Source organism: Corynebacterium sp. HMSC036D03 (genome assembly GCF_001836185.1).
In the GTDB taxonomy this organism is placed as follows: domain Bacteria; phylum Actinomycetota; class Actinomycetes; order Mycobacteriales; family Mycobacteriaceae; genus Corynebacterium; species Corynebacterium simulans.
Window position 1 is genome coordinate 75,275 of record NZ_KV827749.1, and the last position, 13,959, is coordinate 89,233.

14 protein-coding genes are annotated in these 13,959 nt (G+C 61.5%); 12 read left to right on the forward strand and 2 right to left on the reverse strand.

All coding sequences use genetic code 11. The annotated features are described in order from the left end of the window. The first annotated feature begins 11 nt into the window (after positions 1-11). From HMPREF2692_RS13185 to HMPREF2692_RS10050, 12 genes are all read left to right on the forward strand, one after another. Positions 12-170, forward strand: coding sequence for a hypothetical protein (locus tag HMPREF2692_RS13185; protein ID WP_162839574.1), 159 nt, complete (start codon positions 12-14; stop codon positions 168-170). A 47-nt stretch (positions 171-217) separates the two neighbouring features. Further along, the gene (locus HMPREF2692_RS10000) at positions 218-1,411 is read left to right on the forward strand and encodes an MFS transporter (RefSeq protein WP_201040729.1); all 1,194 of its coding nucleotides are present in this window, start codon (positions 218-220) and stop codon (positions 1,409-1,411) included. A 3-nt stretch (positions 1,412-1,414) separates the two neighbouring features. Further along, the gene (hisH, locus tag HMPREF2692_RS10005; protein WP_061923352.1) at positions 1,415-2,050 is read left to right on the forward strand and encodes an imidazole glycerol phosphate synthase subunit HisH; all 636 of its coding nucleotides are present in this window, start codon (positions 1,415-1,417) and stop codon (positions 2,048-2,050) included. 15 nt (positions 2,051-2,065) lie between these two features. Beyond that, positions 2,066-2,848, forward strand: a complete 783-nt coding sequence (priA, locus tag HMPREF2692_RS10010) for a bifunctional 1-(5-phosphoribosyl)-5-((5-phosphoribosylamino)methylideneamino)imidazole-4-carboxamide isomerase/phosphoribosylanthranilate isomerase PriA (protein WP_061923350.1) — start codon at positions 2,066-2,068, stop codon at positions 2,846-2,848. An 18-nt stretch (positions 2,849-2,866) separates the two neighbouring features. Beyond that, positions 2,867-3,658: an inositol monophosphatase family protein gene (locus HMPREF2692_RS10015; protein ID WP_062038320.1), complete on the forward strand. Its 792-nt coding sequence runs from the start codon at positions 2,867-2,869 to the stop codon at positions 3,656-3,658. Positions 3,659-3,671: 13 nt separating this feature from the next. Further along, positions 3,672-4,436, forward strand: coding sequence for an imidazole glycerol phosphate synthase subunit HisF (gene hisF, locus HMPREF2692_RS10020; RefSeq protein ID WP_061923344.1), 765 nt, complete (start codon positions 3,672-3,674; stop codon positions 4,434-4,436). Next, a complete protein-coding gene (gene hisI / locus HMPREF2692_RS10025; protein ID WP_061923341.1) occupies positions 4,433-4,795 on the forward strand; it encodes a phosphoribosyl-AMP cyclohydrolase in 363 nt (120 codons plus the stop codon). The genes hisF and hisI overlap by 4 nt, the downstream gene beginning before the upstream one ends. Next, positions 4,796-5,428 carry a TIGR02234 family membrane protein gene (locus HMPREF2692_RS10030; RefSeq protein ID WP_061923337.1) on the forward strand — a complete coding sequence of 211 codons (633 nt, stop codon included), beginning with the start codon at positions 4,796-4,798 and terminating at the stop codon, positions 5,426-5,428. It begins immediately after the preceding gene. 69 nt (positions 5,429-5,497) lie between these two features. Beyond that, complete coding sequence (locus HMPREF2692_RS10035) at positions 5,498-6,328, forward strand: indole-3-glycerol phosphate synthase TrpC (protein ID WP_061923334.1); 831 nt, start codon at positions 5,498-5,500, stop codon at positions 6,326-6,328. Positions 6,329-6,364: 36 nt separating this feature from the next. Further along, positions 6,365-7,261, forward strand: coding sequence for a prolipoprotein diacylglyceryl transferase (gene lgt, locus HMPREF2692_RS10040; RefSeq protein WP_061923331.1), 897 nt, complete (start codon positions 6,365-6,367; stop codon positions 7,259-7,261). Positions 7,262-7,397: 136 nt separating this feature from the next. Continuing rightward, positions 7,398-8,810 carry a pyruvate kinase gene (gene pyk / locus HMPREF2692_RS10045; protein ID WP_061923688.1) on the forward strand — a complete coding sequence of 471 codons (1,413 nt, stop codon included), beginning with the start codon at positions 7,398-7,400 and terminating at the stop codon, positions 8,808-8,810. Between the two features lie 213 nt (positions 8,811-9,023). Further along, positions 9,024-10,061 (forward strand): HNH endonuclease signature motif containing protein, encoded by a 1,038-nt coding sequence (locus HMPREF2692_RS10050; RefSeq protein ID WP_061923327.1) that lies wholly within the window; start codon positions 9,024-9,026, stop codon positions 10,059-10,061. A gap of 211 nt (positions 10,062-10,272) precedes the next feature. Here HMPREF2692_RS10050 and HMPREF2692_RS10055 read toward each other — a convergent pair whose 3' ends face one another. Next, the gene (locus HMPREF2692_RS10055; protein WP_070823526.1) at positions 10,273-12,660 is read right to left on the reverse strand and encodes a glycogen/starch/alpha-glucan phosphorylase; all 2,388 of its coding nucleotides are present in this window, start codon (positions 12,658-12,660) and stop codon (positions 10,273-10,275) included. 77 nt (positions 12,661-12,737) lie between these two features. Beyond that, positions 12,738-13,940 (reverse strand): amidohydrolase, encoded by a 1,203-nt coding sequence (locus tag HMPREF2692_RS10060; RefSeq protein ID WP_070456375.1) that lies wholly within the window; start codon positions 13,938-13,940, stop codon positions 12,738-12,740. Positions 13,941-13,959 lie beyond the last annotated feature (19 nt).

Consider the following 13,959-nt stretch of genomic DNA (forward strand, 5'->3'; position numbering starts at 1 on the left):
CTGGGAACTTTTTGATTTTGGTCCTGTTCTTGGTGGCAGGACTTCTTTTTGGTGGTGCCTGGTCTGCTTATCAGCAAGGCTCTAAGTTCTTTACCATCGTGGCTGCTGTGCTCGGCGCGGTATCCATCGCAGCGGCGCTGGCGTGGATGTTTGGTGTGATGGGCCAGTGAGCAACGCGAAGCAGTCCATCTGGAAGGTCCCGGGCTATACCGCCACGATGGTCGCCGTTGCGGCGGCCTTTGGCGCGTGGTCCATTCTGCTGCCGGTGGTCCCGCTGGCGGTTCTAGACTCGGGCGGCTCGGCAACCCTGGCAGGCGCCTCGACCGGCGCTTTCATGGCTGCCACGGTTATCACCCAGACTTTGACCCCGCGCATGTTGCGTACCTTTGGCTACCGTCCCGTCATGGCGGCGGCCGCGCTGCTGCTCGGTGTTCCGGCCTTCGGCCACTTGCTTGGTAACGCCGCCGTTGTCGTGCTTGTCTTTTCCGCCCTGCGCGGGATTGGCTTCGGCGCGTTGACAGTTTCGGAAAGCGCGCTGATCGCAGAAATCGCCCCCTCGCGGCTGCTGGGCAAGGCCACCGGAATGATTGGCGTCTTTGTCGGATTCGCCCAGATGGTCTTCTTGCCGGCCGGCATTGCGATGGGGCAGGCTTGGGGCTTTGAAACCGCGTACATCACCGCTGGCATCATCGGCATCATTGGCTTCGTGATGTGTTTGCGTGTGCCATCGCTGAAGGCGGCGTCGTCAAGCGTGGCGAACCGTGAGACCGGAGCCGTCGCTCCGATGTGGAAACTCTTCGCCGTGCCGGCCCTAGCTCTTACCACCTTCTCCATGAGCTACGGCGTGGTCTCCACGTTCATCGCCCCCGCGGCGCGAGAACTGGACCCAGCCACCGGCGCGGCCGTCGGCGGCCTGCTGCTTTCCTTAGTGGGTGCTGCGACGATGGTGATGCGTTACTTCGCAGGCGCGGTGGCAGACCGCCTTGGCAAACCCGGCACTTTGTATATCCCGGCCCAGCTCGCGGCCGCCGGTGGCGTGGCGTTGATTGCCCTCACGCTCGCGGAGAGCTGGTCGCTGTGGCTGCTGGTTTGCGGCGCCGTAATTTTCGGCGGTGCCTTTGGCATCGCGCAGAACGAGGCACTGCTGGCGATGTTCGACCGCGCGCCTCGCGAAAAGATTTCCGAGGCCTCTGCGGTGTGGAATATTTTCTACGACGCGGGCACCGGCCTGGGCTCCACGGTGCTGGGCGCGTTGGTCGCCAGCACCGGCTATAGCGGCGCGTTTGGTGCGGGCGCTGCGATTATCGCGGGCGGGCTGTTGCTGACCGTCAGCGATACGCTGCTGGGACGTACCCGCGTTAGCGAGACACACGATATTAAGACCCGTTTGCGAAGGTTGCGTAAGGTATAGCCCATGACAGGCAAGAATGTTGTTGTGCTGGACTACGGTGCCGGCAATCTGCGTTCGGCGCAGCGCGCGCTTGAACACGCAGGCGCGCAGGTCACCGTCACTGCGGATCCCCAGGTGGCCGTAGCTGCCGACGGCCTCGTGGTCCCCGGAGTCGGCGCCTTTGCCGCGTGCATGGAGGGGCTGAAAAGGGCCCAGGGCCCGCGGATCATCGGCCAGCGCTTGGCCGGTGGCAGGCCGGTGTTGGGGATCTGCGTGGGCATGCAAGTGCTTTTCGACGCCGGCTTCGAGCACGGCATTGCCACCGATGGTTGCGGGGAGTGGCCCGGCCGGGTGGAAAAGCTGCAGGCTGACGTGCTTCCGCATATGGGCTGGAATACCGTGGAATTTGCTGCGGACTCGGCGATGTTCGCGGGGATTTCTCCGCAAGAGCGCTTCTATTTCGTGCACTCCTATGCGGCCCGCCGCTGGGAGCTGGAAACCGAAATCACCGAGCCGCCGCGGGTGGCCTGGGCTGAGCACGATGGGGACCGTTTCGTGGCGGCCGTGGAAAATGGCGCGCTGTGGGCCACCCAGTTCCACCCGGAGAAGTCCGGCGAGGTAGGAGCGCAGTTGTTGCGCAACTGGATTAATACGCTTTAAGTAGGATTTGAAACCATGACCTTTACTTTGTTGCCGGCCGTCGACGCCGTTGACGGCCAGGCTGTGCGACTTGACCAAGGCGCGGCCGGAACCGAAAAGAACTATGGCACCCCGCGCGAGGCCGCGCTCAAGTGGCAGGAGCAGGGAGCTTCATGGCTGCACTTTGTCGACCTCGATGCGGCTTTTGGCCGCGGTTCTAATCACGCGCTGATGGCGGAGATCACCGCGGAGCTTTCGATGCAGGTGGAACTGAGCGGCGGAATTCGCGACGATGAGTCTTTGGAGCGTGCGCTTGCCACCGGTGCGCGGCGGGTCAACATCGGCACCGCGGCGCTGGAGAAACCGGAGTGGGTCGAGGAAATGCTGGAAAAGCACGGCGACAAAATTGCCGTGGACTTAGCGGTGCAGCTAGAAGAAGGCGAGTGGCGCTGCCGCGGCAACGGCTGGGTATCGGATGGCGGAGACCTCTGGGAGGTACTCGAGCGCCTCGATGCGGCAGGCTGCCAGCGCTTCGTGGTCACCGACGTCACCAAAGACGGCACCCTCGAAGGGCCCAACGTGGAGCTGCTGCGTGAGGTTGCTGCGGCTACCGAGGCAAAGATTACGGCCTCGGGCGGCATCTCTAGCCTGGATGATCTTCGCGAGCTGGCGCTGTATGAAAACGAGGGCATCGATTCCGCGATTGTCGGGAAAGCGCTCTATGAGCAGCGCTTTAGCCTCGAAGAAGCAATCGCGGCGGTGGCGGAGGTAGAGCCGCTGCCGGAAGAGGATTACATCGACCCCATTGACACCTATTAAAGCGAGGAGCGCCAATTCATGACTCAACCGCGTGAGCTCGTGGCTTTTGCCGAGGCGGCCGTTGACCAAGTAAGCGAATTATTCCGCGCCGGCCTCGGCGCGCCGCCTGCCCATTTCAAGGGCGAGGGCGATTTTGCCACGGAAGTGGACCTGCAGATCGAGGCGCAGCTGCGCCAGCATCTCACCCAGCTCACAGGCATTCCGGTTTATGGCGAGGAGTCTGCCTCGCCCTCCGGCGTGTTTGCGTCCGAGAAGGCCATGTGGGTGGTCGATCCCATCGACGGCACCGCGAACTATTCCGCGGGCAACCCGCTGTGCGGCGTTCTAGTCAGCCTCATCCATGACTCCCGCCCCGTAGTTGCGGTGGCGGACTTCCCGCTGCTGGCGCGCCGCGTGGTGGCTGCCGAGGGAATGGGCCTGCGCTCGGTTGGCGGACCTGCCACAGGCTTTGGCGGCGGCGCGGATTCTCTCGGTTTTGACGAAGGCCGCGGGCACGTCGGCTGCTCTTCGCACCTGCCCACGGATATCTTCCACGAGCTGCGCGAGACCGGGCTGCGCCCACGCATGACCGGCTCCGTGGGGGTTGATTCGGCTTTCGTGGCGCAGGGCGTCTTCGACGGCGTGGTGAACTTCTCGCCGCATCCGTGGGACAACGCCGCGGGCGCTCTGCTCATCAAGGCCGCTGGCGGCATCGCAACCGACCCCGAAGGCAACGACTGGGCACCGGGCGCCCGCGGTCTGGTCGCCGGCACCCCTCAGGTGCACGCCACGATTCTCGACATCGTGGCCCGCCACAGTCAAAAATCTTAAAAAGGAGGATGCCATGGCCTTGGCCGTGCGTGTTATCCCTTGCCTCGATGTGGACAACGGCCGCGTGGTCAAGGGCATAAACTTTGAAAACCTGCGCGATGCCGGCGACCCAGTAGAGTTGGCCGCCCGCTACGAAGAACTCGGTGCCGATGAACTGACCTTCCTCGACGTCAGCGCCTCGAAAGAAGGCCGGGGCACCATGCTCGAGGTGGTGCGACGTACCGCAGACCAGGTCTTTATCCCACTGACCGTGGGCGGCGGCGTGCGTTGCATCGACGACGTCCGTAAGCTGCTGCGCGCCGGCGCCGATAAAGTAGCCGTCAACTCCGCGGCGTTTTCCCGCCCGGAGCTGCTGCGCGAGCTTGCCCGGGTCTTCGGCTCCCAATGCATCGTCCTATCCGTCGACGCCCGCAGAACCCCACGCATGCCTTCCGGCTTCGAGGTCACCACCCACGGTGGCACGCGCTCCGCTGAACTCGACGCCATCGAATGGGCGGCCCGCGGCGCGGAGCTGGGCGTCGGCGAGATTCTGCTGAACTCCATGGACGGCGACGGCACGAAGGCAGGCTTCGACATCGAGCTCATCAAAAAGGTGCGTGCTGCGGTGTCTATCCCCGTCATCGCCTCCGGCGGAGCGGGCAAGGCAGCCGACTTCCCACCGGCTATTGCAGCTGGCGCCGACGCCGTCCTCGCGGCCTCCATCTTCCACTTCGGCGAGGTGGAAATCGCCGAGGTGAAGGATGCCCTCGCGGCGGCCTCCTACGAGGTACGCAAGTGAGTAGCCCGGCAGACTTCGAGCTAGACCCGGGCGTCGCTAAGCTGCTCAAGCGCAACGCCGACGGCCTGGTTCCCGCCATCGCCCAGTCCGAGCAAGGCGAGGTGTTGATGTTGGCATGGATGGATGACCACGCACTCGCGCACACCTTGGCCACGCGCAAGGGCACCTATTACTCGCGTTCGCGGCAGGACTATTGGATAAAAGGCCAGACCTCGGGGCATACCCAAGAAGTACTGGGGGTGCGGCTGGATTGCGATGGCGACACCATCCTGATTACAGTTCGCCAAGAAGGCGCGGCCTGCCATACCGGAGACCGCACTTGTTTCGATTCTCGTGACCTTTTGGGAGGCGCATTTTAGATGGCACGCCGTCTTGGCCCACTTTTAATTGCTGCAGGCGCAATCCTGCTGTGGCTTTCATCCCGCATGACGTGGGCTACCGCTGCCGTAGAAGACGATAAGTCCGGCTCCAGCACCGTCGACATGGTGGGTTCCTTCTGGTCCCTCGAGCTAATCGCGCTGACCCTTGTGCTTTTGGCTGGTTCGGTCGCCGTGGCGGCCCTGCGTCGCACCTCCCGCCGCATCGTGGCCGTCATTTGCGCGCTGGCCGCAGCCGCCGTGGCGTGGAGCCCAGTCTCCCTGCTGACCTACGGCGCCGACGCCGCTCGCGCCCAAGAACTCCTGCGCGCCGGCTCCTCCGACGAGAATGCCGTCAACGGTGCGCATATCTCCGAGTGGGCCACCGTCCTCAGCACCGAGGCCGCAAAGGCTGGCCCCATTCTTGCCATCTTCGGCGCAGCGTGCGCGCTGTTTGGGGCGATGCTGCTGGTGCGCAAACCGGGCGTCGACAAGCCCCGCTCGACCAAGTACGAAAGCCCGGCCGCCCGCCAGGAGCGCATCGCCGAGGAACTAGAGACCACCACCGATTCCGGTCGCGTGATGTGGGATGCGCTCGACGCCGACATTGACCCCACGGACGTAAAACGCCCCTGAATTTCTATTTCGCGGGCCATCGCGATAGCCTAAGTGTGATCTCAAACGCCCCTGTGGAGGGAGGTGCTGATGTCCACTCCGATCGCCGTAGACCACCTGATAGCAGGTGTGCTTGACGACGTCGCCGTGCGCGAAGCCCGCGTCTCCTTCCAAGACATCAAAGCGCGCTCGCGTTCCATGAGCGAGCCTCGCGACGTCCGTGCTGCGCTGTTACGCCAGGGCTGCTCCGTGATTACCGAAATCAAACGCGCCGTGCCTTATGCCGGCGAAATCGCACATCTGGACTCTCCGGAGTCGGTGGCGCAGATTGCCGCGCAGCTAGCTGCCACGGGGGTCCACCTGATGGCCTGCCAGACCGACAGGCGGCGCTTCCACGGTTCTTTGGAGGATATGCGCCAGGCCCGCGAGGCGATCGATATCCCGATGATTTGCCGCGACATCATCGTGGACCCGTACCAGATCCACGAGGCGCGCTGCTATGGCGCGGATGCGGTGCCGCTGCAGGTGGAGATCTTGGAGCAAGCGCGGTTGGAGGCGCTGCTCGATCGCATTGAATCGCTGGGAATGACCGCAATTTTAGAGGTGCGCACCTGTGATGAAGTCGACCGCGCCATCAAGGCCGGTGGCAGCGTGGTGGCCATTAACGCATGGTCGGTGGCCTCGGATGCCATCAACCGCGAGGCCTTCTCCGAGATTGTGCCGGGGCTGCCGGAATCCATCGTGCGCATCGCAATCGGCGGAGTGAATTCGCCACGTAACGTGTTGAGATATGCCTCCCAGGGCGCCGATGCGGTGCTGGTAGGAGAGGCCATCATGGCGGCCCAAGACCCCGCCGCCGCGGCGCGTTCCTTGGTCGCTGCTGGCCAGCACCCGGCGTGCCCTTCGCGGAAGTCTCTTTAGTGGCTTTGTCCCGCCGGATAAGGCAAACTGTCTAGCGTGCAAATTCTGGCAAACATCCCGTCCCCGCCGCAGGGCGTGTGGCATTTAGGTCCGTTTCCGCTGCGTGCTTACGCACTTTGTATCATTGTCGGCATTCTGGTGGCGATGTGGATGACGCAGCGCCGCTACGTTGCGCGTGGCGGCAATTCCGATGTCGTGTGGGATGCAGCCATCGTTATCATCCCGGCGGGCATCGTCGGCGGGCGCTTGTATCACGTGATTACGGATCACCAGAAGTATTTCTGTGCCGACTGTAACCCGGCCGATGCCTTGAAAATCACCAACGGCGGCCTCGGTATTTGGGGCGCGGTGGCGCTCGGCGTGTTCGCGATTTGGGTGATGTTCAAGATTAAAAAGGTGCCCATGGCGCCGTTTGCCGACGCCGTCGCTCCCGGCCTCATCCTTGCCCAAGCCATCGGGCGGCTCGGCAACTGGTTTAACCAGGAGCTTTACGGCCGGCCCACCGACGTTCCGTGGGCGCTGGATATTTACTACCGCATCAACGAGGCAGGGGAGTATGCGCCGGTCTCGGGCCGCTCAACTGGGGAAGTAATAACGTCCGTGCACCCGACCTTCCTCTACGAGCTGGTCTGGAATGTTGCCGTGTGCTTGTTCTTACTGTGGGCGCAAAAGGCGTGGAAGCTGGGGTACGGCCGAGTGTTTGCGCTCTATGTGGCGGGGTATACGCTGGGTCGTTTCTTCGTTGAGAATATGCGCTCGGATGAGGCCACGATGGTCTTCGGCCTGCGAATCAACGTCATTGTTTCAGTAGTGCTTTTCATCGTGGCGCTGGTGGTATTTTTCAAGCTTCCGCGCGGGCAGGAGACTCCCGCTGAGGTAGATCCTGCGCGTAACGGGCCGAAAGCGCTCGGTGAGTCGCAGGAATCACACTAAGCAGTGTACGTTGCCCATTCATGCCCGCTTTTAAGCGGGCATTTCTGGTTTTGTTGGCTTTGGCAGTGGCCGTTGCCGGCGAACGCGGGTAGGTTGGGTTTCGTTAGCATTCCCGATGTGAATAGGGCTTTTAATGTTGGATAGAAGAACCAAAATCGTTTGTACCTTAGGTCCCGCTGTGGCAAGCAAGGACGGAATCCTGCGCCTCGTGCAAGAGGGCATGGACGTCGCTCGCCTTAACATGTCCCACGGCGAGCACACCGACCACGAAGCCAATTATCGCTGGGTACGTGAGGCCACCGATGAAACTGGCCGCGCCGTCGGCATCCTAGCCGACCTGCAGGGCCCGAAAATTCGCCTGGGTCGCTTCATCAACGGCGAGGAGATGTGGGCAGAAGGTGAAATCGTTCGCATCACCGTCGACGACGTCGAAGGCACCCACGACCGCGTCTCCACCACCTACAAGAACCTCGCGAAGGATGCGAAGGCTGGCGACCGACTGCTTATCGACGACGGCAAGGTCGCCGTGGTCTGTAAAGAAGTAGATGGCAACGACGTCGTCTGTGAGGTCACTGAAGGTGGCCCCGTATCCAACAACAAGGGCGTTTCCCTGCCCGGCATGGATATTTCCGTGCCGGCTCTATCCGAAAAGGACATCGCCGACCTGCGCTTCGCTCTGCAGCTCGGCGTCGACATGATCGCGCTGTCCTTCGTGCGCTCGCCAGCCGACGTCGACCTAGTCCACGCCATCATGGACGAAGAGGGCCGTCGCGTGCCGGTCATCGCGAAGCTGGAGAAGCCGGAGGCGGTCGATGCTCTGGAGTCCATCGTCCTTGCTTTCGACGCTATCATGATTGCCCGTGGTGACCTGGGCGTCGAGGTGCCGCTCGAGCAGGTGCCGCTGTTCCAGAAGCGCGCCATCCAAATCGCGCGTGAAAACGCTAAGCCGGTCATCGTGGCAACCCAGATGCTGGATTCCATGATCAGCAACCTGCGCCCGACCCGCGCGGAAGCATCAGATGTGGCCAATGCCGTGCTCGATGGCGCCGACGCCGTCATGCTCTCCGGCGAAACTTCCGTGGGCATCGACCCACAGAACGTCGTGCGCACTATGTCTCGTATCGTGCAGAACGCTGAGTCCGATGGCCAGGTGCCGCCGCTTTCGCACGTTCCGCGCACCAAGCGCGGAGTGGTGTCGTACTCGGCGCGCGACATCGCTGAGCGCCTGAATGCGAAGGCAATCGTTGCCTTCACCACCTCCGGCGATACCGCAAAGCGCGTGGCGCGTTTGCACTCCAAGCTGCCGCTGCTGGCGTTTACCCCGTTCCCGGAGGTGCGCTCGCAGCTGGCCCTGACCTGGGGCGCACAGACTTTCCTGAGCGATGCCGTGGACTCCACCGACGACATGATGGCTACCATCGACCGCTCGCTGCTGGCCATGGATAGTTACAAGGAAGGCGACCTCATCGTCGTCATCGCTGGCACCCCGCCGGGAATTGCGGGCAACACCAACATGATTCAGTGCCACATGTTGGGTGAAAGCCGCTAACCGAGCTCCTTGAGCGCGCTTCGCCGGCGCTCGGTAATCGCTGGCCCGTCAGCCCTGTGGCCTTCCTGCTTTTGCGCAGGGAGGCCTCTTTTTGTGGATAACTTTGTGGCCGCGTCATCGGAAAGCGCGTTTTAGCCTCTTTTAGGCGAAGTTATCCACAGACCAAAAATTGATGCTTGTGGCGGTCTTGTGAGTGCTTTTAGCGTGAAAGGTATGAACCTTCAGACGTATTTGCAAGCACGGGCGCGCGGCGTGGATCTTCTCGCCGAGGCGGCCGCGCTAAGCAAGTCTGAAATCATGGCATTAGGCGCAAGCCCCGATGACGCCGACCATCTCATCCGCCTCGCCGAGCCTTATTTTGGCAAGACGCCGTATACCCGCAAGCAGGCTCGTGCGCTCGCCGGCGCGCGGCGCCGTGGCCATGGATTGAGCGTGCTGGCCCGAATCGAAAAATACGTCGCGCGGGTGCGCAACCACCATCACGCGTGGGACCTAAGAGTCGAGTTGTGCCACGTGCCAGCCAATAACGTGGACGGGCTCGCGCGCGCTCGGCTACGCGAGCTCCTCACTCCGCCGCAGCCCCAGCCGCAGGTATCGCATACCCGGTACTCCAACGGCCTGGGCGCAATCCGTATCACCGATAAGGCGATGACCATCGAGGACTTTCGCGCCATCATTTCGCATGCGGACGGCGCCCTTGAGGGTTTTCGCGCGTTGGTGGCCGGAAACGCGAGCGGCGGGGCCGTTAAAGTATCGACCTCGGCGATTGTTTATCTTGACCAACTCGACCGCATCGTAAATGGTGAGGGTGAGGAGGTCACCATTGAGCTGAGTAACGGCGCGGTGGTCTCTGGCGCGCAGTATATTCAGCGCGCGCTGGCCCAGCATGGGGAGGCCGTCCTCGTGCATCCGCTGGCTGGGCCGGTCGATGCTTTCCGAACCCAGCGCATCGCAAACGATAAACAGCGTGCCATGCTCAAAGCGAAGTTCCGCGAGTGTGTGTGGCCGGGATGTTCCGTGCCTTTCGATGACTGCCAAATCCACCACATTGAAGCCTGGAACCACGGCGGGCACACCAACCTCCAAAATTTGGTGCCACTTTGCGCCTATCACAACGGGCTCAACCAGGATGACCCGCTAGGGCCCGCGCATCGCGGACGCATCACGCTTATCGACGGCCGCCTTGCCTGGCTTTCACCCAAAACCGGCAGGCCGTTGTTTCTAAAACACAACCTCCGCCCGCCACCCTAGGTTTGCGCCGGGCCGCCCCTGCCGGTCGCTCGTGCAAACGGAGCCACGGGTTGCACGGCGGGGGTGTCAGTAGCGGCGGTTGAGTAGCGGCGGTTGAGTGGCGGCGGTTGAGTGGCGGGGCCGCGTAGGGCGGGGAAAGCCAAAAAGGCGCTAGGTGAAATGCCTAGCGCCTACTGGTCGTGGTTACTTACTAATTGGGGTGGGGTCGTGGTTACTTACTAATTGGGGTGGGGTCGAGCTTCCAGACTTCGGCGGCGTAATCGGCAATCGTGCGATCAGAGGAGAAGCGGCCGGAAAGGCAGATATTCAGCCATGCCTTCTTGGCCCAGTCGAGTGGGGCGTCGACGTAGTCCTGCGCCATGCGGTCGCGGGTCTTCCGGTAAGAGTCGAAGTCACCGAGAACGTAGTAGGTGTCTTGGGCGTGGATGCCCTGGCCGTCGAGAAGCGAGGAGCGCAAGTCTCCGAACATGCCGGAATTCTCGTGGCCTAAAGTGCCATTGTTGAGGGCATCCAGAACGCGCTTCAAACCCGAGACGGATTCGTAGAGCTCGCCAGGGTTATAAGACTCTCGCAGTGCTGGCAGCTCCTCGTTGGAAGCGCCGAAGATATACGCGTTGTCCTCGCCGACTGCCTCTACGATTTCGACGTTTGCCCCGTCCATCGTTCCCAAGGTGAGCGCGCCATTCATCATGAACTTCATGTTCGAGGTGCCGGATGCTTCCTTACCCGCCACCGAAATCTGCTCCGAGATGTCGGCGGCCGGGATGATGTGCTCGGCAGGGGAGACGTTGTAATTTTCCACGAACACAACGCGAATGACATCGCGGGTGTCCTCGTCGTTATTGACCAGCTCAGCGATGGAGTTGATGAGCTTGATGATCTCCTTAGCACGGACATAGCCCGGGGCGGCCTTCGCACCAAAGATGAAGGTACGCTTCGGCACGGACTCGCCGTCTTCTTTGATACGGAAATACAAGTCCAGGATATAAAGCGCATTCAACAGCTGACGCTTGTACTCGTGCAGGCGCTTGATCTGCACGTCGAAGATAGAATCCGGGTCGACTTCCGCGCCCTGATGCTGCATGATCCACTCTGCGAAGTCGACTTTGTTTTTGTGCTTTACCTCCATGAGCTTGCGCAGAACCTTCTTGTTCTCAGAAAGCTGGGTAAGCGAGGCAAGTGAGTTAAGGTCGGTGACCCACTCATCAGAACCGGACTGCTTGGTCAGAAGTTTCGCCAGGCGCGGGTTACACATCTTCAGCCACCGGCGAGGCGTGACACCGTTGGTCTTGTTGTTGAATTTCTCCGGCCACAATTCATGCCACTCGTAGAGCGTGTCGGCCTTGATGATCTCCGTATGCAGGGCGGCGACGCCGTTGATAGAAAACGCTGCGTAGCAGGCAATCCACGCCATGTGCACCTGCCCGTTGGATACCGGCGCCATGTATTCGATGCGCTGGGAATCGATGCCCCGAGCTTCCATATCCAGCCGGAAACGACGGTCGATTTCTTCCACCAACTGCCAGATGCGCCAAAACAGCTTCTGGAAAATAGACACTTCCCAGCTCTCCAGCGCCTCGGCGAGAACGGTGTGGTTGGTATAAGCAAAAGTCTCTGTGACAACCTGCCAGGCATCGTCCCAGGATAAGCCGTGGTCGTCGAGAAGCAGGCGCAAAAGCTCTGGAATCGCCAACACCGGGTGTGTGTCGTTGAGCTGGATGCAGTTGTACTTCGCGAATCCGCGCAGGTCGTCGCCGTGGTGGGCGATGTAGTTATCGATCATCTGCTGCAGCGAAGCAGAAACGAAGAAGTACTGCTGGCGCACGCGCAGCACCTTGCCCTCGTAGGTCGTGTCGTTGGGGTAGAGCACTCGGCAGATGTCCATGACGCGCTCGCGCTCGACGATGGCGTCGGTAAACCGCTGTGAGTTGAACGCATCGTAGTCGAATTCGTCGATGGGTTCGGACTTCCACAGGCGCAGGGTGCCGACGTTGTCGGTGCCGTAGCCGGTAATCGGCATGTCGTAGGGAATCGCGCGGACGTCCATGTCATCGAAGTGCACACGACGCTGATCGGAAGCACGGCGAATGACAAACTCGTAACCGTTTTCCATCCATGCGTCGGGCTGCTCCTTTTGGTGCCCATTGTCAAAGGACTGGCGGAACAAGCCGTAGCGGTAGAGCAGGCCGTAGCCGGTGACTGGGTAGTCCTGCGTGACCGCCGAATCGAGGAAGCAAGCAGCGAGTCGGCCTAGGCCACCATTGCCGAGGGCGGCGTCGTGCTCGGCCTCGAGGACGTCGGAAAGCTCGCGGCCGGCTGCCTTCGCTGCGGCCTTGGCTTCGTCGACCAAGTCCAGGTTGGTGAGGTTATTAAGCAGCGCGCGGCCTTGCAGGAACTCGGCGGAAAAGTAGTGCTGCTGGCGGGTCGCAGAGTAGGCAGCGCGGGTGGCTTCCCAATTGTCAGCGATTTCGGCTACGACAGCAGAAGATAAGCCGGACCAGAATTTGCGCTGGCTGGCAGCAGAAGGGCTAACCCCGGCAGCGGAGCGCACGTGTGCGGGGACAGTGGACTGAAAAGCAGAGTGCTTGGGCTGGCTCATTTATTACCTATCTGGTTCTTTAAGAGAATGGAAAATACCGTGTGCCAGCTTATCCGGCCTTGAGCGCAAGCGCTTGCTTAATTTGCGAGGTAGGCCAGCACCGCTGCTGCGGCGGCTTGGGTACTCGATGCCACGGTGGGTTCATAATCGGGCAGGAATATCGCTTGGTGGTTGACGGGTGGGTTATCTGCCAGTTCTGCGGGTGTCGAGCCAATAAACCAGAAATAATACGGCACACCCCAAGCTTGGGGGAGGTAGCAAAAGTCCTCGGAGGCCGTCGAAGGTTCGGCAGTACCCGAGGCCGCGCCGAAGACGGCGTCAAAGACTGCGCGCACGGTTTCGTGGGCGGCAGGATCGTTGTCGGTGACTTCGCCGTGGGCAAAGTACTCGAATTCCGGCGGCTTGGGGGCGTCGGAGGCTACGCATTCCGCGCGCACCATTCGCTCGAGGGAGGCATATACACGCTTGGCGACGTCCGGTTTGTAATAACGGGTATTCAACACCAACTCGGCAGTCTCAGGAATGATGTTGTTTTTATCGCCTGAATGCAGCTCCCCCACAGAAATGACAAAGAAGTCATGCGGTGCCACCTCGCGCCCAACGATCGCTTGCAAACGCGTGATGACCATGGCGGCGATATAGGTCGGGTCAACGGCTGCGTGCGGCATCGAGGCATGTGCCGAGCGTCCGTGAATGGTGATGCGCAGGGAGTCGCAACCGGCCATGATTGCTCCGGGGCGGGACAGAACATCGCCTGCTTTGCCGGGCATAACGTGTTGGCCGAGGCAGATGTCGGGTTTCGGGACGCGGGTAGTAAGCGAATCGGCCAGCATATATTTTGCTCCCATGGAAGATTCTTCTGCTGGCTGGAAAAGAGCGAGGAAGGTGCCGGACCAGGCGTCGCGGTGGGCGTCGAGAAGCGCGCAGGCTCCCAGCAGCTCTGTAGTGTGCATGTCGTGGCCGCAAACATGCATGTTGCCGTTGCGGGAGGCGTATGCAACTGCCGTTTCCTCTTGCACGGGCAGCCCGTCGAAGTCAGCGCGGAAAAGAGCGGTGGGGCCGGGACCGTTGCGGAAGATGGCCACAGCTCCGAAGCCGCCGATGGGCTGGACAATCTCGCAGTCGAAAGCGCGCAGGCGCTCAAGGATTCGACCGGCGGTGCGCTCTTCTTCGTGGGAGAGCTCAGGGTGAGCGTGAAGGTCCTCGTAGAATTCGCGCTGCCAGCTAAGGTCTACGCGGCAGTCTTTCAAGAGGTTTGCGATTTTGGTGGAATCTGCCATAGCTAATCTTCTTTTCGTT

What these genes read in the sequence shown, in the direction of transcription:
- HMPREF2692_RS10000 (WP_201040729.1), top strand. Translation starts at nt 218, where the DNA reads ATGGTCGCCGTTGCGGCGGCCTTTGGCGCGTGGTCCATTCTGCTGCCG.
- hisH (WP_061923352.1), top strand. Translation starts at nt 1,415, where the DNA reads ATGACAGGCAAGAATGTTGTTGTGCTGGACTACGGTGCCGGCAATCTG.
- priA (WP_061923350.1), top strand. Translation starts at nt 2,066, where the DNA reads ATGACCTTTACTTTGTTGCCGGCCGTCGACGCCGTTGACGGCCAGGCT.
- HMPREF2692_RS10015 (WP_062038320.1), top strand. Translation starts at nt 2,867, where the DNA reads ATGACTCAACCGCGTGAGCTCGTGGCTTTTGCCGAGGCGGCCGTTGAC.
- hisF (WP_061923344.1), top strand. Translation starts at nt 3,672, where the DNA reads ATGGCCTTGGCCGTGCGTGTTATCCCTTGCCTCGATGTGGACAACGGC.
- HMPREF2692_RS10030 (WP_061923337.1), top strand. Translation starts at nt 4,796, where the DNA reads ATGGCACGCCGTCTTGGCCCACTTTTAATTGCTGCAGGCGCAATCCTG.
- HMPREF2692_RS10035 (WP_061923334.1), top strand. Translation starts at nt 5,498, where the DNA reads ATGTCCACTCCGATCGCCGTAGACCACCTGATAGCAGGTGTGCTTGAC.
- HMPREF2692_RS10050 (WP_061923327.1), top strand. Translation starts at nt 9,024, where the DNA reads ATGAACCTTCAGACGTATTTGCAAGCACGGGCGCGCGGCGTGGATCTT.
- HMPREF2692_RS10055 (WP_070823526.1), bottom strand. Translation starts at nt 12,660, where the DNA reads ATGAGCCAGCCCAAGCACTCTGCTTTTCAGTCCACTGTCCCCGCACAC.
- HMPREF2692_RS10060 (WP_070456375.1), bottom strand. Translation starts at nt 13,940, where the DNA reads ATGGCAGATTCCACCAAAATCGCAAACCTCTTGAAAGACTGCCGCGTA.